This window comes from Faecalibacterium duncaniae (genome assembly GCF_010509575.1).
Lineage (GTDB): Bacteria > Bacillota > Clostridia > Oscillospirales > Ruminococcaceae > Faecalibacterium > Faecalibacterium duncaniae.
The window spans coordinates 1776029-1797880 of sequence record NZ_CP048437.1 but is presented as its reverse complement, the minus strand read 5'-3'; the positions used below and the strand labels follow the sequence as shown (position 1 = coordinate 1797880).

General features: G+C 53.5%; 19 protein-coding genes and 1 pseudogene. 5 read left to right on the top strand and 15 right to left on the bottom strand.

The genetic code is table 11. The features are described from left to right. Positions 1-9 precede the first annotated feature (9 nt). The 3 genes from GXM22_RS08790 to GXM22_RS08780 form a co-directional block, all read right to left on the bottom strand. A complete protein-coding gene (locus GXM22_RS08790; RefSeq protein WP_005936003.1) occupies positions 10-675 on the bottom strand; it encodes an ABC transporter ATP-binding protein in 666 nt (221 codons plus the stop codon). A 221-nt stretch (positions 676-896) separates the two neighbouring features. Then, positions 897-1928: a sensor histidine kinase gene (locus GXM22_RS08785; protein WP_005936000.1), complete on the bottom strand. Its 1032-nt coding sequence runs from the start codon at positions 1926-1928 to the stop codon at positions 897-899. Beyond that, a complete protein-coding gene (locus GXM22_RS08780; RefSeq protein WP_005935996.1) occupies positions 1925-2617 on the bottom strand; it encodes a response regulator transcription factor in 693 nt (230 codons plus the stop codon). The genes GXM22_RS08785 and GXM22_RS08780 overlap by 4 nt, the downstream gene beginning before the upstream one ends. Positions 2618-2836: 219 nt before the next feature. On the opposite strand from GXM22_RS08780, the gene GXM22_RS08775 reads away from it, so the two are divergent. The 5 genes from GXM22_RS08775 to GXM22_RS08755 all read left to right on the top strand — a co-directional run bounded on the left by GXM22_RS08775 (position 2837) and on the right by GXM22_RS08755 (position 6255). Beyond that, positions 2837-3205 (top strand): helix-turn-helix transcriptional regulator, encoded by a 369-nt coding sequence (locus tag GXM22_RS08775; RefSeq protein WP_005935994.1) that lies wholly within the window; start codon positions 2837-2839, stop codon positions 3203-3205. 190 nt (positions 3206-3395) lie between these two features. Beyond that, on the top strand, positions 3396-3725 hold the full coding sequence (locus GXM22_RS08770) for a plasmid mobilization protein (protein WP_005935991.1): 330 nt from the start codon (positions 3396-3398) through the stop codon (positions 3723-3725). Next, on the top strand, positions 3686-5014 hold the full coding sequence (locus GXM22_RS08765) for a relaxase/mobilization nuclease domain-containing protein (RefSeq protein WP_005935989.1): 1329 nt from the start codon (positions 3686-3688) through the stop codon (positions 5012-5014). The genes GXM22_RS08770 and GXM22_RS08765 overlap by 40 nt, the downstream gene beginning before the upstream one ends. 111 nt (positions 5015-5125) lie before the next feature. Further along, a complete protein-coding gene (locus tag GXM22_RS08760; RefSeq protein WP_005935984.1) occupies positions 5126-6019 on the top strand; it encodes a BRO-N domain-containing protein in 894 nt (297 codons plus the stop codon). A gap of 20 nt (positions 6020-6039) precedes the next feature. Further along, positions 6040-6255 (top strand): hypothetical protein, encoded by a 216-nt coding sequence (locus tag GXM22_RS08755; RefSeq protein ID WP_005935981.1) that lies wholly within the window; start codon positions 6040-6042, stop codon positions 6253-6255. Between the two features lie 117 nt (positions 6256-6372). On the opposite strand, the gene GXM22_RS08750 is transcribed toward GXM22_RS08755, so the two are convergent. The 12 genes and pseudogenes from GXM22_RS08750 to GXM22_RS08695 all read right to left on the bottom strand — a co-directional run bounded on the left by GXM22_RS08750 (position 6373) and on the right by GXM22_RS08695 (position 21780). Beyond that, positions 6373-6573, bottom strand: a complete 201-nt coding sequence (locus GXM22_RS08750; RefSeq protein ID WP_005935975.1) for a transposon-transfer assisting family protein — start codon at positions 6571-6573, stop codon at positions 6373-6375. Positions 6574-6576: 3 nt separating this feature from the next. Continuing rightward, the gene (locus GXM22_RS08745; RefSeq protein WP_425350611.1) at positions 6577-7521 is read right to left on the bottom strand and encodes a hypothetical protein; all 945 of its coding nucleotides are present in this window, start codon (positions 7519-7521) and stop codon (positions 6577-6579) included. Between the two features lie 3 nt (positions 7522-7524). Beyond that, positions 7525-10719, bottom strand: coding sequence for a YodL domain-containing protein (locus GXM22_RS08740; RefSeq protein WP_005935968.1), 3195 nt, complete (start codon positions 10717-10719; stop codon positions 7525-7527). A 98-nt stretch (positions 10720-10817) separates the two neighbouring features. Further along, positions 10818-12941, bottom strand: coding sequence for a DNA topoisomerase 3 (locus GXM22_RS08735; protein ID WP_005935077.1), 2124 nt, complete (start codon positions 12939-12941; stop codon positions 10818-10820). Beyond that, positions 12938-13660, bottom strand: coding sequence for a DUF4366 domain-containing protein (locus tag GXM22_RS08730; protein WP_005935079.1), 723 nt, complete (start codon positions 13658-13660; stop codon positions 12938-12940). The genes GXM22_RS08735 and GXM22_RS08730 overlap by 4 nt, the downstream gene beginning before the upstream one ends. Continuing rightward, complete coding sequence (locus tag GXM22_RS08725; RefSeq protein ID WP_005935081.1) at positions 13650-13901, bottom strand: DUF4315 family protein; 252 nt, start codon at positions 13899-13901, stop codon at positions 13650-13652. Before GXM22_RS08725 ends, GXM22_RS08730 begins: the two co-directional genes overlap by 11 nt. 18 nt (positions 13902-13919) lie before the next feature. Next, entirely contained in the window at positions 13920-15905 is a 1986-nt protein-coding gene (locus tag GXM22_RS08720; protein WP_163397093.1) for a C40 family peptidase, read from the bottom strand. Then, positions 15902-16798 carry a DNA cytosine methyltransferase gene (locus tag GXM22_RS08715; protein ID WP_005935086.1) on the bottom strand — a complete coding sequence of 299 codons (897 nt, stop codon included), beginning with the start codon at positions 16796-16798 and terminating at the stop codon, positions 15902-15904. The genes GXM22_RS08720 and GXM22_RS08715 overlap by 4 nt, the downstream gene beginning before the upstream one ends. Continuing rightward, on the bottom strand, positions 16795-19197 hold the full coding sequence (locus GXM22_RS08710) for a VirB4-like conjugal transfer ATPase, CD1110 family (protein ID WP_099357166.1): 2403 nt from the start codon (positions 19195-19197) through the stop codon (positions 16795-16797). The genes GXM22_RS08715 and GXM22_RS08710 overlap by 4 nt, the downstream gene beginning before the upstream one ends. Further along, positions 19124-19549 (bottom strand): PrgI family protein, encoded by a 426-nt coding sequence (locus tag GXM22_RS08705; protein WP_078784923.1) that lies wholly within the window; start codon positions 19547-19549, stop codon positions 19124-19126. Before GXM22_RS08705 ends, GXM22_RS08710 begins: the two co-directional genes overlap by 74 nt. A gap of 20 nt (positions 19550-19569) precedes the next feature. After that, positions 19570-19863, bottom strand: a pseudogene (locus GXM22_RS08700) (VirB6/TrbL-like conjugal transfer protein, CD1112 family); the annotation flags it as partial. 84 nt (positions 19864-19947) lie between these two features. Further along, complete coding sequence (locus tag GXM22_RS08695) at positions 19948-21780, bottom strand: reverse transcriptase/maturase family protein (RefSeq protein WP_005933772.1); 1833 nt, start codon at positions 21778-21780, stop codon at positions 19948-19950. Positions 21781-21852 lie beyond the last annotated feature (72 nt).

The window sequence follows — 21852 nt, the reverse complement described above, 5'->3', positions numbered from 1 at the left end:
ACCCCCTACTTATTCCACAATTTTGCCGTCCTCAATGCGGACAATCCGATCTGCAAGACGGGCAATATCGTTGTTGTGGGTAATCATCACAACGGTTTGCCGGAACTCCGCACTGGTGCGCTTGATAAGCCCCAGCACCTCGGCGCTGGTCTTGCTGTCAAGGTTACCGGTCGGCTCGTCGGCCAGCACGATAGCCGGTTTGGTAATCAGGGCGCGTGCAATCGCCACACGCTGCTGCTGTCCGCCGGAAAGATTATTCGGCATATTTTTCAGTTTATCTTCCAGCCCCAGCAGGTGAACGATCTCGTCCAAAAACTTCTGATCCACCGTGTCCCCGTCCAGCTCCACCGGCAGGACGATGTTCTCATACACATTCAGAATAGGAACAAGGTTATAGTTCTGGAAGATAAAGCCGATGTTGCGGCGGCGAAAGATGGTAAGCTGTTCATCGTTCTTCTTTGCCAGTTCTTCGCCCCGGACGATCACGGTTCCGCTGGTGGGAGTGTCCAGCCCGCCCATCATGTGAAGCAGGGTGGACTTGCCGCTACCAGAGGTTCCCACAACAGCCACAAACTCGCCGTCCTCCACGGAGAAATTTACGCCGTCAAGGGCGCGGGTAATGTTCGGTTCTGTACCGTAATACTTTTTCAGGTCAATCGTCTGTAAAACGCTCATATTCAAAACTCCTTTCAAGGCTTCCTACCTGTTGATAAGTGTATTGTAAAACCCAAATGTCCGCGAAATGTTACAGCGGCTAAAAAAATTCATTGAAAATCGGGGGTGAAATGTTACAACGCTCGGACATTTCCGCCGAAAAACTGCCACTGGCAGCTTTATCGGCACACTGTTGCGAAAAGACTTACGGCGGGCAGCCGAGAATGACCGTCCGCCGCATTCTATTTTGTCGGCAGCATAATGGAAAATTCCGAGCCCTTGCCCGGCTCTGAAACCACTTTGATATAGCCGCCTTGCCGCGTTACGATCTCGCGGGCCAGATACAGTCCAATGCCCACGCCCTGCTGTTCGTGTACTTCTTCCTCACGATAGAAGCGCCGGAAGATGGCAGCCTGATTGCTTTCGGAAATGCCCTTGCCGGTGTCGGTCACTTTGACCTCCACATACATTTCCCACAGCACCACTGACACGGCGATTTTCCCGCCTGCCGGGGTGTACTTCACTGCATTGTCCAGCAGGTTAAAGAGGGCTTCGGATGTCCACTTGCTGTCATGGAAAACGGTCAAATCCTCCGGGCAGTCCACGGACACAGCGATTTCCTTTTTCTCCGCTGCATACACAATCCCACTCATGGCCTGCGCCACGGTATCAAAGAGGCGACCCGGTTTCTTATCCAACTGGATCACGCCCGTTTCCAGCCGTGAGGTTTTCACAAGGGCCTGAAAGAGAAAGTCCAGCTTATCCGTCTGGCTGCGGATTCCCCGGATAAAGTCGGTGCGCTCCGCCTCGGTCATGGGCTTTTCCAGCAGGGTGTCCGTCGCCATTTTCAGATTGCTTACCGGCGTTTTCACCTGATGGGAAATATCCGATACAAGGGTCTGTAACTCCTGCCGTTCCTCGTCCACCCGGCGGCGGTTCTCCTGCATGATCTGGTAAAGCCTTGCCAGCCGGTGTCCGATTCTGGCAAGCTGGGTTTCGCTGTCCTCTGGCCGCTGGGGCGCTTCATTCCCGGCGATCATGTGGTCTAAGGTCTGGCACAGGTCAGCGGTAAACTGCGACAGCCGCTTTCCAAACGCCTGCGTCAGTACAAAAATCCCCACAAGGGCGCACAGTAGCAGCGTCCCGCCTGTCAGCAGCACCGCAATCTGTTTTGTCACAAGAAACAGGGCTATGGTGATCCCGGACATGGAGAGGACAAGCTCCATTGCCACCCGGCCAAACAGCCGCTTTACCGAGAGGTTTTGAAACTTCATTTTACCTCGCCTCCCGTCCATTGATACCCCATGCCGTAAACGGTCTTGATGTAGGGTGCGCCGCCGTCGGCTTCAATCTTGCTGCGAATACGGCTGATGGAGGTTGTCAGGGTGTGTTCGTCCACAAACCGCTCGTCTATATCCCACAGCTTTTCCAAAAGCTGCCCACGGGTCAGCACTTGTCGGGGATTTTTGCGGAACAGGTTCAGCATTTTGTACTCCATCGGGGATAGGGTCAGGGGCTTGCCGTTTAGGGAAGCCGTCTGCTCCGAGAAGTCCAGAAACAGCCGCCCGTCGTCGTAAATGTCCTTGGCCGGTTTGTGGTGTTCCAGCATGGCGAACATGGCTTTGATTTTCCGCTGCAAGGCCCCGATCACAAAGGGCTTTGTGATGTAGTCCACCGCGCCCACCTCATAGCCCCGTATCTGGTCGCTCTCCTGATCGTTGGCGGTTAGGAAAATCACGATGGTGTCCGAGTGCTGGGGCTTTATCAGCTTGCACAGCTCAAAACCGTTCCCGTCCGGCAGGTTGATGTCCAGCAGCACTAAATCAAATTCCCGCTGGCGGATGGCGTCGGCGGCGGTTCTGGCATTTAGGGCAGAAGTCACGCCGTAGCCGTCTGCGGTCAGGTTGTAGGCCAACATCTTATTCAAAAAACTGTCGTCCTCGACAATTAAAATCTGCTTCACATCCTCACTTCCTTTTCTTTTTGCAAATAGTATAACAGGCAAATGTCCGCGAAATGTTACAGCGGACGGATTTTTCAAAAAAGGGTTTCTTCCTTATTATAGGATAGCCCACTTTACAATACAATGCTCAAACTATGAACAATAAAGTTTAGCAACAATGCGCTTTGCATCATTTCGCCAATCGTCCATGAACTATAAAATGTATATGGGTGATGCAGAATGGCGAAAATCGAGGACTGTCCCGGCTTTGAAACGTTCGGAGCGGATGTCAAGGCAGCTCGAAAGGCAAAACAACTTTCCCGCAGTGCGCTGGCTGACATGATACATTGTGACAGCCGGTATCTTGCGAACATCGAAAACGAAGGCACGCTGCCCAGCCTGCCGGTGGTGATTCAGCTGATAAAAATATGTGGTCTGCCCGTGGAGCGGTACTTTAACCCGGAACTCATGCGGGAAGAAAGTGCGGAACGTCAGCGGGTCAGCCACAAGCTGCAGCTTTGCCCGGAAGAATACTTACCCATCGTAGAAGGTGCCATTGACGGTGCCCTGCGAATCCATGAACAGGAAAAAGATCCCGCGTGTGTCTGATTGTCATGCACGGTCATTGAGAGGATGCAAAAGCGTCCTCTTATTTTTTTGCATTTTGCGGGCAAAACGGGAGTGTTGTGGTGTCATAGTAGTGGGGAAAGGTAACGTAGCAAGCATAGGGAGTGTAGCCACTCCCGGCAGAAATGCTTGCTGGGGAGTACCCCAGACCCCCAAGAAACGAGGTGAAACTATGACGAACCGAACCCGAAAAATTGTTCTGCGTGTTCCCGTGACGCCGGAGGAACGGGAACTTATCCGGCAGAAGATGGCTCTGCTGCACACACGGAATTTTTCTGCCTACGCCCGGAAGATGCTGATAGATGGTTATGTTGTCCACATCGACACCACCGGCATCCGGGAACAGACTGCCGAACTGCAAAAGATTGGCGTCAATGTCAATCAGATTGCACGGCGGCTGAACAGCATGGGGCCGCTGTACACACAAGATGTTGCGGACATCAAAGGAGCGCTGGCGCAGATATGGCAGTTACAAAGATACATCCTATCAAGTCAACGCTGAAAAAGGCACTGGACTACATCGAGAATCCGGTCAAGACGGATGAAAAAATACTGGTGTCCTCCTTTGCCTGCTCCTACGAAACCGCCGACATCGAATTTGAACTGCTATTGTCACAGGCCATGCAGAAAGGCAACAATCTGGCCCACCACCTGATACAGTCTTTTGCGCCGGGAGAAACCACGCCGGAGCAGGCCCACGAGATTGGCCGGCAGCTTGCGGATGAAGTGCTGCAAGGCAAATACCCCTATGTGCTAACCACGCACATTGACAAAGGGCACGTCCACAACCACATCATCTTTTGCGCCGTGGACTTGGTGAACCAACGAAAGTATGTTTCCAACCGACAGAGCTATTCCTACATCCGGCGCACCAGTGACCGGCTGTGCAAGGAACATAACCTATCCGTGGTAATGCCCGGTCAAGACCGGGGCAAGAGCTATGCCGAGTGGAACGCGCACCGAAAAGGCACGAGCTGGAAGGCGAAGCTGAAAGCTGCCATAGATACCACCATCCCGCAGGCCAAGGATTTTGACGATTTTCTGCGGCTCCTGCAGGAGCAAAGCTATGAGGTCAAGAGGGGCAAGTATGTGTCGTTCCGTGCGCCCGGACAGGAACGGTTCACCCGCTGCAAAACGCTGGGCGAAGCCTACACCGAGGAAGCTATCACCGAGCGCATCAAAGGTCGGTTCGCGGAGCGGAAGCCCAAAGAAACCCGTAAAATTTCGCTGCAGATTGATTTGGAAAACAGCATCAAGGCCCAGCAGTCCGCAGGGTATGAGAAGTGGGCAAAACTCCACAACTTGAAACAGGCTGCCCGGACGCTGAACTTTCTGACGGAGCATGAAATTGATAGTTACCCGGATTTGGAAAGCCGGGTGGCCGAGATCACCGCCGTCAGCACCGAAGCGGCCGCCGCGCTGAAAACAGCAGAGCGTCGACTTGCTGAAATGGCCGTGCTGATAAAGGATGTCACCACCTGTAAGGAACTGCGCCCACTGGTGCAGGAATATCAGCAGGCTGCTGACAAAAAGCAGTTCCGACGTAAGCATGAAGGAACCTTGATTCTCTATGAAGCCGCAGCCAAGGCCCTGAAAGAGCAGGGCTTCCAAAAGCTGCCCGACCTTTACGCACTGAAAGCCGAATATAAGCAGTTGGCCGAGCAGAAAGACCAGCTGCAACGACAGTACAATGATGCCAAACGCCAGATGCAGGAGTATGGCATCATAAAGCAGAATGTGGACGGCATTCTGCGGACAGCACCGGGAAAGGAGCAGATGCAGGAACGGTAAATCTGCACAAAATATTGTTCGGATTTTTGAATCCCAAACGCTTAGACCGGGTGGCGTTTCCGCCCGAAATCATGTAAAATAGACTTAGACAACGAAAGCGAGGAACCCTCTATGGCAGAAGTGAACGATAACGGCTCTATCCAGCTTTTTGAAGATCAGAAAATCCGTACTGCATGGGATGCAGAAAAGGAAGAATGGTATTTTTCGATTATTGATGTTATTTCTGTTTTAACTGGAACAGCCAATCCACGGCGTTATTGGAGCGACCTTAAGCGTAAGCTGAAAGCTGAGGGGGCAAATGAGTTGTACGAAAAAATCGTACAACTGAAAATGTTGTCCTCTGATGGAAAACGGTACAAGACAGATGTCGCCAACACCGAACAGCTTTTGCGTATCATCCAGTCCATCCCGTCCCCGAAAGCTGAACCGTTCAAGGCATGGCTGGCAATGGTGGGCAAGGAACGCATCGAAGAAACCATCGACCCGGAGCAAGCTATTGACCGTGCGCTTGATACCTATTTGAAGAAAGGCTACTCCGAAGAATGGATTCACCAGCGGCTTTTGGCAATCCGCATCCGCAACGAACTAACGGACGAATGGAAGAAGCGCGGAGTGCAAAAGGGCAAGGAGTACGCCATCCTGACCGATGAAATCTCCCGCGCATGGTCCGGCATGACCACGGGGCAGTACAAGCGGCTGAAAGGTCTGACAAAAGAAAATCTCCGGGACAACATGACCGATTTGGAACTTGTGCTGACCATGCTGGCGGAAGCATCTACCACGGATATTTCCAAGACTGCAAAGCCGCAGACCTTTGAAGAAAACAAGCAGGTTGCTAAACGCGGCGGCAAGGTAGCCGGTATTGCACGGCAGGCTCTTGAAGCAGAAACTGGCAAGCCCGTTATTACAGAAAAGAATGCGTTTGACTTCCAGCAGCTTGTGACCGACATTGTAGAAGATGCCGCCGAACTGCCGGAGCAGTCTGCCGAAAAGAAAGAAAAATAATAAGATTTGGAGGATTTAATATGAAAATGACTGAACCCTATAATCTGGGACTTTTAGCCCTTATTTCAGCGGCAGGGGAAATTTCTTATGAAGAATTAAAGCAACGATACCTCCCGCCTGAGCAGCCCGGCGTAATTCAAGGCGTAACGGCGAGTTTTGACAACGATATAAAAACATTGGAAAAAGAAAAATACATTTCGGTACACGGGAATATCATTCGCTTTATCAGAAAGTGATTGACAGAAAAACAGCCGGACACAGCAGCCACAAGGCCACCGTGTCCGGCTATTTTCGTTTTGACAATGACACATTACTTTGATTAAAAATAATGCGTCATTGTCAAGCTGACGGTATTATTCACCCGTAAAATCAAACCGCTGTCCGTCAAAGTCAACATCGGTCATGCGCTCCAACTTTGCAATGGTGCCGTTTGCCAGCCGCCGCATTTCCGTGTCCATATCCGGCAGGGCGGTCAGCATCCGCGCCATCGTTCGGCGGCGGTCAGAGGTGTGGTACATACAGATCAAATTTTCTTCTTCCACGCTGAAATTCATAGGTTAGACCTCCATTTCATGCTGTTTGCTGCAGGCCGCTGCCTTTTTCGGGCTGGCGGCCTGTTTCGTTTCGGAAAGCTGCTTGCGGACAGAAGCACGGGGCTTGCGAATGTTCTTATCTCGGTTCTCGTTTTTGTCAACCAGCGCGTAGATGCCAAAACGGTCTTTTACGCTGGACAGATGTAAAGATTTATACGGCAGCATGGCAATCAGCTGGTCCGTGTCCCGGCTGGATGCCAGCTTGGTGAAGTAGGGTGACACCTCCACCATAAAACGATTCTTGTCCGGGCTGTTGGGAGCAGCCAGCCGCTTCATATCGGCTACGATACGCTGTGCCTCGGCCTCGATCAGCCCGGTGTGCAATGCCGCAAGGTGTTCTTTGAAATCACCGGGCCGTGCAGGTTCCCGGCTGCGCTGCTCCTGCCGGATGGCCGCTTGCAGAAGTTCCGGCTCACGGGGCTGCATTTCATACCGCACGAACTCCCCGAAATATTTGTCCGGGCGGCTGTCGAAACGCTCTTTGGGGCCAATCTCCCGCATCCCGCTTTCGTAGATCAGACGATTGGTGCCCACGGGCAGGGCTGCATCCCGGATATGCTGGAAGTGCTGCTGATAGTCCAGTTCATACAGATTGCCTTGCACAGTTCCGTTGGCCGCGCCGGTCAGTTCCACCGCATAGGCAAGAATCCTGTCATGGGTCTGTTCACCGCAGAATTTCCATGTGTTGTAGGCTTGCGTGTCTTTGAGCAGCACGTCCCGTTCCCGGAAGCAGAATGTCCCAGAGGGCCGGGACAGCCACAACAGCAGCTTATCTTCCGGCTGATCGCTGCGGACAGCCTCCCGCAACAGCTTAATGTCATAGGCAAAATCGCTCTGATAGTACGCAGTATTCTGGTGCATGATGGCTTCCAGCGCAGCGATCACATCCATATTTTCAAATTTCTGCACGGTTTACACCTCCAATTCCCTTGTCTTTTCCCGTGGCAGTGTTTGTTTGCTCTGCTCCTTTTTTGCGGCATCCAGCTGTGCCCGGATGGACGGCTTTTTCGGTTTTGCGGTGCGGGACTTCTTGGCTTTCGGTGCCTTTTCCTCGGCCTTGACTGCGGCGGCAAGGTCCGTCAGAGAAATTTGTTCCCCGGCCTTTGCTTTGGCTTCCAACTCACCTAAAGAGGGCGCATTGTTCAGCACACCGTCAATCATGTTTTCGTTCTGTTCGGTGGAAAGCTCTGCGGTGCGCAGCGGGTTTTCCCGTAAGAACTCCGGCACCTGCTGAAAGCCCACACTGTCGCAGTAGTGGGCGGTGTCCTGCCCATTCTGGTGCAGCACCACCACATCCGAAATAGACAGCGAGTGTCCCTTGAAATCTGCCGGATGGTCCACATTGAATGTGCGGTAGATGTCCTCCAATGTGGTACCCGCAGCCAGCGGCGCGGCGTATACTTCCGTATAGTTGGCCTTGTCCACGGTCAAACCGGCAGCCTGCAGGCGGTCGTAGGGCTCAAAACGGTAATCGCGGGTGGAATCCTCATTGCGCAGCTGGTAGATGGAAAAGCCGTCCTGCTGCGGTGCTTCAAAGCCTGCCGCTGCGTATTCCTCTACGGTCATTCCGGCAGCAGCCGCTTCCTGCGTGATCTCGGTCTGCACCTGTGCCTTGTAATCCTGCAAGCTCTGGTCAAAGTCAGCCAGCTTGGGCGGTTCCGGCAAGTTATACTGGCCTTGGTTAAGCAGCGGGCGGCAGTCCTGCACATAGGCCACAACAGTGTTGTAATAGGCAGCCTGTTCCGGCGAAATGTTCTGTCCCTCCCGCAAAGCGGCGGTGGCTGCCTGCTCCATGGCCGAAAGATTGCAATGTTGTTTGAGGTACGGGATAAACTCGGTCAGCACCATTTCCCGCTCTGCCTTGTCTTGTTCCCACGCTTCCGGGCCTTTGTTGTGCAGAACAAAATTTTTCCAGTTTTCGTCCTTGGCGTAGTATTCGTGGTAACTCTGAATGTGCTGAATCAGGGAGCCATCCCCGTCCCCGAAATCCTGCCGCCCCTCGTAGTTGTCCGGCTGGCCGTTCAGGGTAAAATCAATACGGAATGCGGTCTTGTCGTACCAGCCGCCCGTGTAGCCGTCCTTTTCCCGGTCCGTGTGCTGGGCGGTGTCCAGTTCTTCAAAGACGCGGTTTGCCACGGACAGCGGCATGATTTCGCCGTCCTGCAGCTTGTCACTTTCGCTCCAAAGAATCGTGACCGTAGGTTCTGCGGCGGGGTCTGGAATTTTAACGGGTGCGGGAATTTCGTTGGCCTTTTCCGCCGCCTCTTGTAACGCCGCCAGCTTGTCGCCCAACAGGACTTCCGACACTGCGGCTGTCTGCCCCAACAGATTAAGCGCTTCCTGCCCGGCATCCGGCAGGGTCAAACCGGGCGCGTCCAACTGCCCGCCGTCCAGAGCTTTATTGTCCGGGCCGTACAGGGTGTAGTCATAGCCGGAATCACAGGTCTGGATGAACAGGGTACTGCCGTTATCCAATGCAAATGCGGCCTCCTGTGCAGCGGAAAGGTCTGCTTCCCGCTGCTGGCGCAGTTCTGCCAGATGTTCGTCCAGCGCAGAGATCAGTTCATGGGCTGCGCTGCGGATAATTTCCAGAGAGGCTTTCAGTTCGGCCAGTTCCCGGCCGGAACTCCACCCGGCCACATAGCCAAAGGAATACTCGGACGTGTCCAGCCCGTAATGCTGGCAGACGGCATAGGCCACGCTTTCGGCCTGCACCTCGCGGGTGCGGCTGTCCGGGCGGTTGGCCTGTTCCGGGTCGTCTGGGTCGATGGCGTGCAGCTTGGCATGGGCAATCTCATGGATGGCTGTCTTGATGGTCTGTAACTGGCTCATGCCCTCTTGGATGGCAATACGGTTGTCGAGCAGATGAAAATAACCATGCGCCCCGCCCTCGATGTCCTCAAACCCGATGGGCACCGGGGATGACTGCTCCAATGCCTTGAAAAAATCTTGGTAGTCCTGCACGCTGCCGGACAGTTCATTCACCGCGATAGAGGGCAGAGGTTCGCCCTCGGTCTGGCTGACATCGAACACGGACACTACCTTGAAAGCCGGAATCTGCACCGTCTTTTCTTCCGTCAGCGGCTTTCCATCCTTATCCAGAATCGGCTTGCCCTGTTCGTCCCGCTTTTCCATCTTCTGCTTCACCTTATACGGCGCAGGGGCAAGGATTTTGATACCTTTTTCGCCTTTCTTCACGGTGCGGTGGAACGTGTCTTTCCACTTGTTGAAGCCCGCCACCAGTTGGCCGCCCTGCATGGCGATCAGCAAGGTGTTGTTGAAGCTGTAATTGTGGAATTTCGCCATCGTGGTGAGGTAGGCTTTGTAGCGGTCGCTGTCGAACAGCTCTTGAATCCCTGTTTCCAGCCGGTCCGTAATTTCTTTCATCCGTTCCGCGCTGTCCTTGCCGTTTAGGATAATGGGAATAACTTTCTGCGGTTCCGTTTCAGGCTGAACAGGTGGCGGGATGTTGGCCGAATCTCGCAAAACTTCCGGCGCAGGAAAGGACAGTACCCGGTATTCCTCCGGCACAGGCTGGCTCTCGTGGACTTTCTGCCACGCGTCCCCGCTTTTGACAAGGTAGCCATACTCGGTAAACACGCCCTGCTCCTGCTGGGCCACATACCGGCCGAACTGCGCCGTGTCGATGCCGCCTTTCCATTCTTCCGGCATATTCACCATGCCGGAGCGATTCAGGTAGTAATCTCCTAGCTGGGCAGGCCCGTGCACATCCGGCAGATGCACATAGTAGTCCACGTTTTCGGGAAAGTCGGTGATTCTCCCGATGCTGAAAAGCTCACTCTGCGGGGCTTGCAGGGCGGCGTTCAGCTCTGCGCGTTCCCCGGTAGAGAGTGTTTCCAGTCGTGATGCCAGAAAGTTCAGTTCGTCCACATTGGATGCCAGCACCATGTTATAAGAAATTGCAAAACGCTTTTCTTCCTCGGCAAAGTAGCCGGAAATGAAAAGGCCCTGCGGATTATCGGACGAAATGCCGATTTGCCGCAGGGCCGCTTGTACCTGTTCGGTTGTGGTGGGCAGGTCTAGCCAGACACCATCCCTGCTTTGCTGCTGCCGATTTTGCAGCTGGATGGAAAATAATTCGCTCATTTGATCATACTCCTTTTTTGCTATCCTACGGATAGAGAGAGCCGGTTATGGCAAAATGAATGCTTCACCTTACCATAACCGGCCCTCGTATTTTTGCCTTACTCTTTGCGCTCTACCCGGTAATTGACGTACTTGCCTCCCGTATCTGCCAGAAGCACCGTTGCATCATAGGTTTTGCCTGTTTTCTCGGAGTAGAGGCCCTTTACCTTTGCCTTACCGTTTTTGAGCAGAGCGGCGGCGATCTTCGGGGTGAACGCCTTTTTGCGCTGCTCAAAGAAGCGGTCATTCTTCCACATCACGAACTGACAGCCACGATTTCCGCAGTAGAAGTTTTTCTTGCCCTCGTAGACGTTTTCACCACACCGGGGACACTTGCCGATGATAACCCGTTCCGACTGGAACAGGTTTTGCTTATCTGCACTGATACAAGAATAGGCCCTGACCAGCTGACGCACCTGCGCTTCAATTTCGGCCATGAACTCGTCCGGGTCTGCATTGCCCTTGGCAATCTCGGTCAGACGGTTTTCCCATTCAGCAGTCAGAGCGGGAGAGGTCAGGCTTTCCGGCAGAACCACCGCCAGATTGATGCCGTCCTTGGTGGGGACAAGCTGTTTGCCCTTGCGCTGCACAAAGCCCATTTGCACCAGCTTTTCCAGAATCGCCGCACGGGTGGCCGGAGTACCCAGCCCCTTGCGTTCCGCTTGGCCCAGGCCACCCTCTCTTGCTCCTGCGGAGCAATTCACCTTGTCCTCCGGCATATCCTCGGCCCCGGCCCGCTCCATTGCTGACAGGAGCGTATCTTCGGTGTAGGCTTTCGGCGGGGACGTGAAGTGTTCCAAAATATCGGCAGTCACGGAAAAAGTCTGTCCCTCGACCAGTTCCGGCAGAGTGTTCATCGCTTCCGTTTCTTCTTCACCGTCTGCTTTCATGGTGGAGCGGAACCGTTGGTCGATCTCTTTCCAGCCGGGGACAAGCACCGTCTTTCCCTTGGCGGTGAACTCGTTCCCGGCGCAGGAAAATACCGCAGTCACTGTTTCGTACTCGTGGGGTGCGGCCACCGCACAGAGCAGTTTGGAGCAGACAAGGTTCATCAGCTTGTATTCACTTTCGGCAAGACCAGTGAAACCCTGTTTTACAAATTCAGCAGTGGGAATGATGGCGTGGTGGTCCGATACCTTTTTGCTGTTCAGAATCCGGCCTACTTCCGGGGTCAAGTCAAGCCCTTGGGCAAAGGGCAGCAGCCCCATCAGGTCAGACACAAGATATTGTGCTGTCTGGCCCATATCCTCGGTCAGATATTGGCTGTCGGTGCGGGGATAGGTCAGCAGTTTCTTCTCGTAAAGCTGCTGGGCATAATCAAGGGTCTGTTTTGCCGTAAATCCGAACAAGCGGTTTGCTTCCCGCTGCAAGGTGGTCAGGTCATAGAGCTTGGGCGGCTGTTCTGTCTTTTTCTCCCGCTTGACAGAAGAACAGATAGCAGATGCCCCGGCACAGGCTTTTCTCAAAGTGTCGGCCTCGTCCATGCTAGCAATGCGTCCGCTGCCCGCTTTCAGGCTGCCGGACTGGATGCCGACCGTATAATACTTTTCTTTCTGGAAGCGCAGGATTTTTGCATCCCGGTCCACCAGCATTTTCAGTGTCGGGGTCTGCACCCGGCCTACCGTCAGGGTTTTATGGTACAGCACCGAAAACAGCCGTGTTGCATTGATGCCCACCAGCCAATCTGCTTTTGCACGGCAGAGGGCCGATTGGTACAGCGCATCGTAATCCGAATCCGGGCGCAGGTTTGCAAAGCCCTCCCGGATGGCGGCATCCTCCATGCTGGAAACCCAGAGCCGCTTCACAGGTTTTGTGCAGCTGGCCATTTGGTAGACAAAACGGAAAATCAGTTCTCCCTCCCGGCCAGCGTCGGTCGCGGCGGTCACGCTGTCCACGTCCGAGCGGTTGAGCAGGGCGCGGACGATTTCAAACTGCTGTTTCTTTTCGTCTGGGACAATGAACTGCCACGGCTGGGGCAGGATGGGCAAATCCTCATACCGCCACTTACAGTATTTTTCATCGTACTGGCCCGCCTCGGCAAAGGACACCAGATGCCCGATGCACCAGCTGACAAGATACCCGCCGCCCTGCCAGTAGCCATTTTGCTTTTCACCGGCCCCGATCACGGTGGCAATGCTGCGGGCTACACTGGGCTTTTCGGCAATCACCAGCTGAAAACTCATGTTTCATCCTCCTGTCCGTCCTCCGAATGAATCTCGATTTCAGCCGGTTCCTCGTCTGCATCCTCGTCCTCGCCAAAATCGTACTCGTCCAGATCATCGTGCCCGGTGGTATCGGCCTTGGGCTTGCGGAACTTGAAATAATAGAGGGCCGCACCGCCGCCCGCCAGAGCCAGCACCAGCAGGACAATCAGACTGCCCATGCTGGACTTCGGTTTTTCCTCTGGCGCTTCAGTGTCAGTTTTCACAGCTTCCGGGGCCGTGCAGTTGCGCAGGTTCTTTTCACACAAGGGGCAGTTTTCATTGACATCCCCGACATCACACTTCACGGTGCAGGTGCAGACTTCGGCGGCCTGCGGCTCTTCATCCAGCAGGGCCAGCAAGTCGGCATCGTCCACTTGGTTCAGGAAGTGAACAGAGGTCTCTTTGTCCTCGTTGGCACGGTCAATCAGGATGTAAAAATAATTCCCGGCTTTGGTGGTCACGGTGATAAGCTGCTTGTCGCCGTAAAAGTCATCCACCAGTGTTGCATTGCCCTTGGGCGTGATGGGCACACCCTCCGGCTCCATGCCGCCCGTAGTGGGTTCTTCTTCGATAATCTCCGGCAGAGGTTCCGGGGCCGGGTCAGAGCCGCTTGCAAAGGCGGGCATGGAGAACGAGCAGAGGCAGAGCAGGATGGCCAGCAGCCCAGCTGCAAAACGGCGGTTCCAATCAGGTTTCATTGGCGGCATCCTCCTGTTTGTGGTACGGGGTAACGGTGGGCGCGGCGTTCAGCGCACCGCTGCGCAGGAAAGCTGCGAACTCGTCCGGCTTCATGTTCATGCTGCGCACCAGCTGAATGATCTGCAAGTTTTCCTGTTCAGTCTTTGCAGCTTCCAGCTCTTTCAACTGCTGCTGGTATTCAGAGATTTTTTCTTTGAGCCGTTCAATATCGCGCTCAATGCGGGAAAGTCTTTTTGCCATACAAAATCCTTTCTGGCGTCACGGTAAACGTCCATAGCTATAAAAATGTTCCTGCCAATATTTTGAGTTGAGGTTTGTGTAAGAGATAGGGTCGCCGCAGTGCAACATGATGGAATTGCCTACATAGATACCGCAATGGCTCACGCCGGGGGTATCGTAGGTGCCCTTGAAAAACACAAGGTCACCCGGTTTGACCTGTGCGGCCGAAACAGGAGTACAGAAGTTGTAAAGGCCCTGCGCAGTCTGACGGCCCACGTTCCAGCCGGAGTGATTCAACACCCACGAAATGTAGCCGCTGCAATCAAAGCTGGTGCTGGGCGAACTGCCGCCCCACACATACGGGTAGCCGATGTACTTGGTGGCTTCCTCCATCATGGCGGCAAACTTATCATCCTTTAGTGCTTCCGGGGGAATGTCGTAATAGGTGGGCTGCTTGATGGTGGACGCATTGGGGTACTGTGCCTGCCCGAACAAATCCGGCCGGTTGCCCAGCGTGCGCATATAGAGCGAATAAGCACTGAGTTGTTCTTCGGTCAGCACTTCCACGGGCAAATGGGACAAATCCTTGTTTTTCAGCTTGACCGTGCAGATGTAGTATTCATACGGTTCTTGGTAGGTGATAACTTGCGGCACACCATACGGGCCAATAATGACCATCATTTTTGTACGGTAGCGTATCTGCATGGTCACGGTCTCGGTCAGGATGTATTGCTTTTCAAAGAGCATTTCAAGTTCGCCCTGCACCTCGGCCAATGTAAAAACGCCATCATGCAGCGCGGACAAAATCGAGATCAGCACATAGGGGTCATGCTCGATTTCATCCAGATAAAAATGATACTCGTCATAGTTGTGGGTGGCCTCGTAGGTGTCGAGATACCGTTGCAGCTTTTGTTCCAGCTTGGCATAAGCCTTCTCTGCACCCAGCATATCCTTGTCCTTGGAAAAATAAGAGGATGCCGTCACGCCGGTTCCAGCGGTGCCCGCCATCACGTTGCAGGACTGCAACCCTGTTATCAGGAGCAGAGCCAGCAGACCGAACACGGCCACGATCAGAATGGCTTTCCAGTTCTGGGCCGCAAATTCGGCCACTCGTTCGCCGCCCTCGGCTGCCAGCTTCGTTACCCGGAAACCGTTCTCTGCGGTGGCGGCTGCACCCTGCGCGGCGGCTTGTCCGGCCTGCCGTGCAGCTTTGGCATACTGCTGTTTGATACGCCGTTTCTGCCACATCCGGGAAATGGGGTTGCTGGCGGACTGCGCGATCTGCGGATTGTCCCGCAAAGATTTCTGGTAAAAGTATTCTGCATTGGCAGACATGAGCTGACGCTCTGCCTTTTCCACGGCCTTGTAGGGCTTCATCTTGTGGTGCCGGATGCCGCTGCGGATGGCTTTGGCGGTCTGACGCTCCACCAGTTCTTCACCTTTGTGGCCGCCCTCCACGCCCACATTTTCGTGTTCGACCTCGTGGATTTTTCCGTGAGCGAACAGCAATGCTTCCGGCAGCGGGCGGCTGGCCGGGTTTGGTTTCAGGCTGGGCGGGCCTTTGTCCTGCTGCTCAAACCGCAGGGTGGATTTTGCCTTGCCGCTGGCTGCATCGTAAACTTTTTCCTTGACCGGGACACGCTTCTTCGGCAGAGCGGCGCGGGCTGCATCCAGTTTGTCGGCTTTCGCTCCCGCCTTTTGGATATACGGCTGCAACGCCGGGTCTGCCCGTTCTTCCTCGGTCAATTCCAAACGGGCAGCGGAACGGTGCAGACCATCTTCACTTTCGGCGGTGGCCGCGGTTTCTGCCGCCTTTTTCGCTTTCTTTTTATTTTCATGCCCGTCCTTGATGTCCTCGGCCCGTTCCAGAATTTTTTCGGCCTTGCCCTCGGCATCCGTGGAGTAGTCCTGTTCCGCCTCCCGGCTGGAAACGTTCTCCACAGTACCAGTGGCCTGATTTTCTACCACCAGACCGTCACGGGTCATGGTCTGGGTGACTTTGGCTTTTGCCTGCAATTCTTTCAAAGTTCTTCACCTCCCATCGGGCAACAGCTTGTTTCAATGTCCGCAATGTATTTGAGAATCGGGAACACCTGCGGCGGCGAAACCGCATTGCCCAGCGTTTTCATCCGCTTGCTGCGGTTCGGCACCTCTTCGGTCAAACGCGGGATGTCGGCGGGTTCTTTAGCCCAAAGGGAATGTCCGTCCATTTGCGCGGGAAACCCATCAGCCACTCTACCCAGTCCGGGTTGAGGTAGGGCTTTTCCAGCGTGGTGGGGGTCATCCGGTAGACCACATGGGAAAGCCGCGCCGTCCACGCCTTGCCATCCTTGTTCATCTTGCGGTAACTGCCGTTCGCAGAGATTTGGATGTCCAGCCCCTTGCCCACATCCCCGGTGTCGCTGGCAAGGGGTGTGGGAAGCAGCGGAGCCGATGATGAATACCCGTTTCCGTTCGTGCCACGCGCCAACGGCAGCAGCAGGTAATACGAAAACCCGAACATCGTAACCTGCCTGCTCCAAGTCAATGAGCGTTTTGTCGAGCCCCATACGGAGGAAGCCAGCAACATTTTCTCCAAGCACCCAACGGGGCTGCAATTCCCGGATGACCCGCAGCATTTCGGGCCACAGGTAGCGTTCATCGTGGAAGCCGCACTGCCGCCCTGCGGTGGAGAACGGCTGGCACGGGAAGCCACCTGAAATGAGGGTGACGGTGCGAAGTCCTGTTTTTTCAAAGAAAGCCTCCTTTGTTACAGTGGTGATGTCCTGAAAACGGGGTACTTCCGGCCAGTGGCTTGCCAGCACAGCGGCGGGAAATGCCGCCCACTCGCATTGACAGACAGAGGTAAACCCCGCTGCTTCCGCGGCAAGGTCGATGCCGCCGATGCCGGAAAACAAGCTGAAATGTGTTAAGCTCATAGCTCCACCACCTCGCTGAGCCGGGTGGTCATGATCTTATAGAGCTGTGTGTTTTTCGGGATGGGGTTGGAAAACGGAAGCACCACGTTTTCAAAAATCAGCAGTCCTTCGCCCGGTTCCGAATTGTCGATGTACTTCTGCTGGTCTGCGGAGAGGTTCAGCCGTTCCGAAAGGATTTTACGGTCGCCGGATGCCTGATTCAGCAGCGTGATGAAGTCGCTGTTTTCCAGAATGTTCTCAATCTCCGGGGAAGAAAGAAGGTCCTTCACATTCTGGGTGGCACCTGTGGGCACGCCGCCCCATTTGCGGAAGCGCTTCCAAATCTCGGCACTGTACGCGGCGGTCTGTTCCTCTTTCAAGAGCAAGTGGAACTCGTCTGCAAAATACCATGTAGCCCGGCCTTGGCTGCGGTTCTGGGTGACGCGGCCCCATATCTGGTCCTGAATAATGAGCATCCCCAATTTTTTTAACTGCTTGCCTAACTCTTTGATGTCAAAGGCCACGAGCCGGTTGTGGATGTCCACATTCGTTTTGTGGTTGAAAACGTTCAGCGAGCCGGATACATACAGGTCGAGTGCCTGCGCTACCCGGTCCGCTTCCGGCAAGTGTTGGTCGAGCAGGGCTTGGTGCAAATCGGAGAGGATGGGCATATTCTCCGGGCAGGGGCTCGCCAGATAGGGGCGGTAGATGGCTTTCACGGCACGGTCTATCACGGTGCGTTCAATCGCTTCCAGACCTGTTTTGCCGCCCATAACCAGTTCACAGAACGACAGTACAAAATCCGATTTCAAGGCCAGCGGGCTATCATCCTCGGAGTAGTTCAGGTTGATGTCCAAAGGATTCACATAGTCCTTGCTGGTAGGCGAAAGTTTAATGACCTGTCCATGCAGCCGCTTGACCAGCGGATAATACTCGGCCTCTGGGTCTGAAATAAAAATATCGTCAGCAGTCGTTAAAAACACACTGACGATTTCGGACTTGCAGCTCATGGATTTGCCGCTGCCGGGCGTGCCCAGCTTCAAGCCGTTGGGACACCGGGCCTGCTTGCGGTCCAGCATGATCATGTTGTGGGATTTTGCGTTGATGCCGTAGTACATGGCCGCACCGCTCTGGAAAAGCTCCTGCGTTACAAAGGGCACGAACACCGCCACGTTGGAGGTGGTAAGGCTGCGCTGAATCTTTATTTGGTTGATACCCAGCGGAAGGCTGGACACAAGGCCTTGCTCCTGCTGGTAGTCCAGCCGGACAAGGGAACAGTTGTATTTCTGGGCCACACCTGCCGCTTGGAACACATCGTTGCCCAGCTTTTGTTTGGTGTCGGCCATGTTCAGCACTAAAAAAGTCAGCATGAACAATCGCTCATTTCTTGTTTGCAATTTGTTCAGCAGCTTTTTGGCGTCCTCGCCGTAAGTGGCAAGGTCGCTGGGCAGGATGTCCATGTCGTACCCGGAACGGACAGCCTTTTTCTGCTCCTGAATCTTCATGGCGTCAAGGTCTGTGATCTTCCGCTTGATGGTTTTGATGGCCTCGGTCTGGTCGATGGCCTGCACATGGAGATTGACGAGAATGCCGCTTTCCGTTTTGAGAAAGTCGGCCAGCATTTCATCCGAAAGTTCCGGCGCAAGGATTTGTAAAAAGCTCACAGCTCCATACTTGCCGCCCAAGCCAAAGGTCTTGGCCGTACCGAAACAGAGGGAGGATGGAGCCACAAAATCTTTGGTGGACAGGCCGGAGGGTGCCAGCCAGTCCCAGTCAAAGCGGAACGGTTCGCCGTCCGGGTGGAAGATGCCGTGCAGCACCTCCAAACGCGCCTGTCCGTCCATGACGTGCGCCACGCAGCCCATGGTCTTGAAATAGCCCAGCAGGTCAAGACCAATGCGGGTCAGCCGCGCCCGTGCGGTTTTTAGATTGTCTGCCTCGATGGTGAAGGTCAGGTACTTGGTTTTGACAATGCCGTTGTTTCCGCTGGCAAGCTGCTTTTGCAGGATGGCGGTGTACTCGGCGCGGATGTCGTCAAAATCATCCCCCTGCGGTGCGATCTCAAAACTTTTTGCGTACTGCACCGGGTCAACCTTGCGATTGAGAAACGAAAGCTGCACATGGATGGAGGCATCCACATAGTTGTACAGGTCGCACAGGTGTTCAAAGATGGCGGTCCTCGTTTCCGGCTGGGCCAGCTGATAGCTGATGTCCTCAAAGGCAATGCACTTGGAGAACGTGCGTCGGTCAATGCGGCACACACCGTCCGGGTAGATGGCCTCATACGGGATGGTGGCCTGTGCCGTGCGGGGCTTGCCGTCACCCTTGTACTTGCGGAGAACGGCATCAATTTCTTTTTTCTGGGCGCGGGTGAGCTTTTTGGGCTTTTCGGTTTCGCGGGGTATCGTTTTTCTGGACAATGGCCTTTACCTCCTGTTCCATTTGGTATTGCCGCACAAGGGCGGCGTAAGCATTGTTGGTCTGATAGGGCCTTTCCTTGGGACGAATAAAGCAGCACTGAATCATTTGCTGAATCACCACTTCAAGGGGCTGGCCGTGCCGCTCGAACAGAGCGAACAGCAGCCCCGGTAGCATGGCAAAAATCATCAGCAGGGCCGCCGCGCTGTTGGAAAGATAGTCCCGGGTCAAAAAATAAAGCGGCCCGCCCGTGAGGAGCGCGCCGCCGAAGCAGACCAGCTGCCGCTTGGTCAGCCCGAATAAGACTTTGGATTTTACATGGGTCAAATCTTTGGGAACGGTCACATACGCCATACGTTTTTCCTTTCTCGGCCTTAGTGGGCACCAAACACCGACTTGCTGATGCTGCCGGTCTTGAACAGACAGAAACAGAGTAGCACGGTGTAGCCCATGCAGCCCCAGATGGCCCCGGCAATGTCCGCTGCACCTGAAATGTTGCGTATCAGCACCGCATAGATGCCCACGACAATCATAATCAGGAACGCTTGGAAGCCTAACGCCAAAAGCGATTTCAAATAGTTCTGCCCGGTGCTGCGCCACTCGCTGCTGCCCATGGTCGCCAGCGGGATAGGCCCCAACGCTGTGACCAGTAGGGTAAGAACCCGGCGCCTTACCATATCACTATGGCAGGTTTCCGAGAACTCCCCTCCGAACCGGACTTACACCTCTCAGCGTATCCGGCTCTCCAGATGTCAGTCTAATTTCCCCGCGTGTAACTTGTCGTGACAGTAGACGCAGAGTGCCATTGTCTTGCGCTTACGCCCAATCATGGCGATTTCCCATTGTTTTCTGCCACTTAAATCTTTGAGTTTTCGTATATGGTGTATTTCAAGCGGCACATTCTCTGCGCCACACCACTCACACCTGTTTGCTTGCAGTCTTTTTATAAGACTATTACGCCCATAATTCTCAAAAATTCTTGCTACTATATCAGGATTTCCGCTTTCTACTTTAGTGTCCCGGCGGAACCCATTATTGTAAAACAATACCTTTCCGACCTTGCCGTTTTTCTTCGGATATTCCACAACAAAATCTTTTCCTTGACGGTACTTGCGGATAATTCTGCTGATTCGTGTCCGATATTTTCCAGCAAAGGTTTTGAGCATACTGTATCTCATTACATAGTAGAAGTTATTGAGTACAGACACGTTGTTTGCAAGTCGGTAGTAGTTATACAATCCACGGATTTCTGCGTTGTATTGGTTTAGGATTTCCAAATCGTCCAAGTGCAACAGGCGAGTGCGCCGGACAGGTTCCCAAACCTCTTTGTTTCCATTTTGTTTGTCGTATTTAATCTTGAGGGCATTGTAGGAGAACAGTCGTTTTACCCACTTATCATGGGGAACATAAAGTAAGACTTTTCCATTGTTTACCCGTCTGGTAGCCCCGGTTTTGGTCTTTTTGTTGTGTTCGCCTTTGGCGATTGTGACCTCATATCCCAAGAACTTCGCAGCGTCGTGTCCATGAGTAATCAATGTCTTTTCCTCGGACATTTCCAGATGGAGTTTGTCCCGGATAAAGCAGCCTACATCTTGTTTAATCTGTTCTGCGTCCTCTTTGCTGCCGATAACTCCAATTAAGAAATCATCGGCATATCGGATATAGCAAATCCGTTTATAGCTATCGTCCATCTGGTCGCTATACGGCATAGATTTCAGACTACGCCGCAGTTCCCGGATTTCTGCAATTAAGCCCTCTTTTTCTTCCTCGCTCATTTTAGAGAGATTTCTTTTAAGCCTTTGTTCTTTCCCCCGGCAGACATCCAGCTTCTTCTTGAACGCAGGATTGATTTTACGGCGGTTTCCGCAGTTGAATTTCTCTGCATACTCTGCCATATAGCTATCCAGTTCGTTCATGTAGATGTTTGCAAGGATAGGGCTGATGATGGAGCCTTGCGGAGTGCCGGAATAAGTATTGTGATAATTCCAATCCTCCATATATCCAGCTTTCAAGAACTTCCAGAGCAGACCGATGAAATGTTCATCTGCAATCCGCTTTCGCAAAATAGCAATCAACACATGATGGTCTACGTTGTCAAAACAGCCCTTTATATCTCCCTCAACGAACCACTTTGTCCCCGTAAAATATTTCTGCACATATTTGAGTGCCGTATGACAGCTTCTGTTTATACGGAAACCGTGGGAATAGTCGCTAAAGGTTGGCTCATAAATACTCTCTAAGATGAGCCGCACCACCTCCTGTATCAGTTTATCGTCGAATGACGGTATCCCCAGAGGACGCATTTTCCCATTGGATTTCGGGATATACGTTCTCCTTGCCGGGTTAGGCTGATAACTAAAATCCCGCATCTTTTCAATGAGGGCGTTTATCCTTGCCATTCCCATTCCGTCAATGGTTTTGCCGTCTGTTCCGGCTGTCATGTTGCCTGGTTTCGCCTGTATCCGCTGATATGCCAGCAGATAGAATTGTGGATTGTACAGGTTGCGGTATAACCGCTCGTACTTGTAGCTCTTGTTACACGCCTTGGATTTTAGGCTTTCCAACACATTTTCAGGACTTCTCATAATGCCTCACGCACCTTTCCTTTTTATGAATTGGTTGACATCCTGCCTCCCTTCGCCATGTAGACGGCTTTC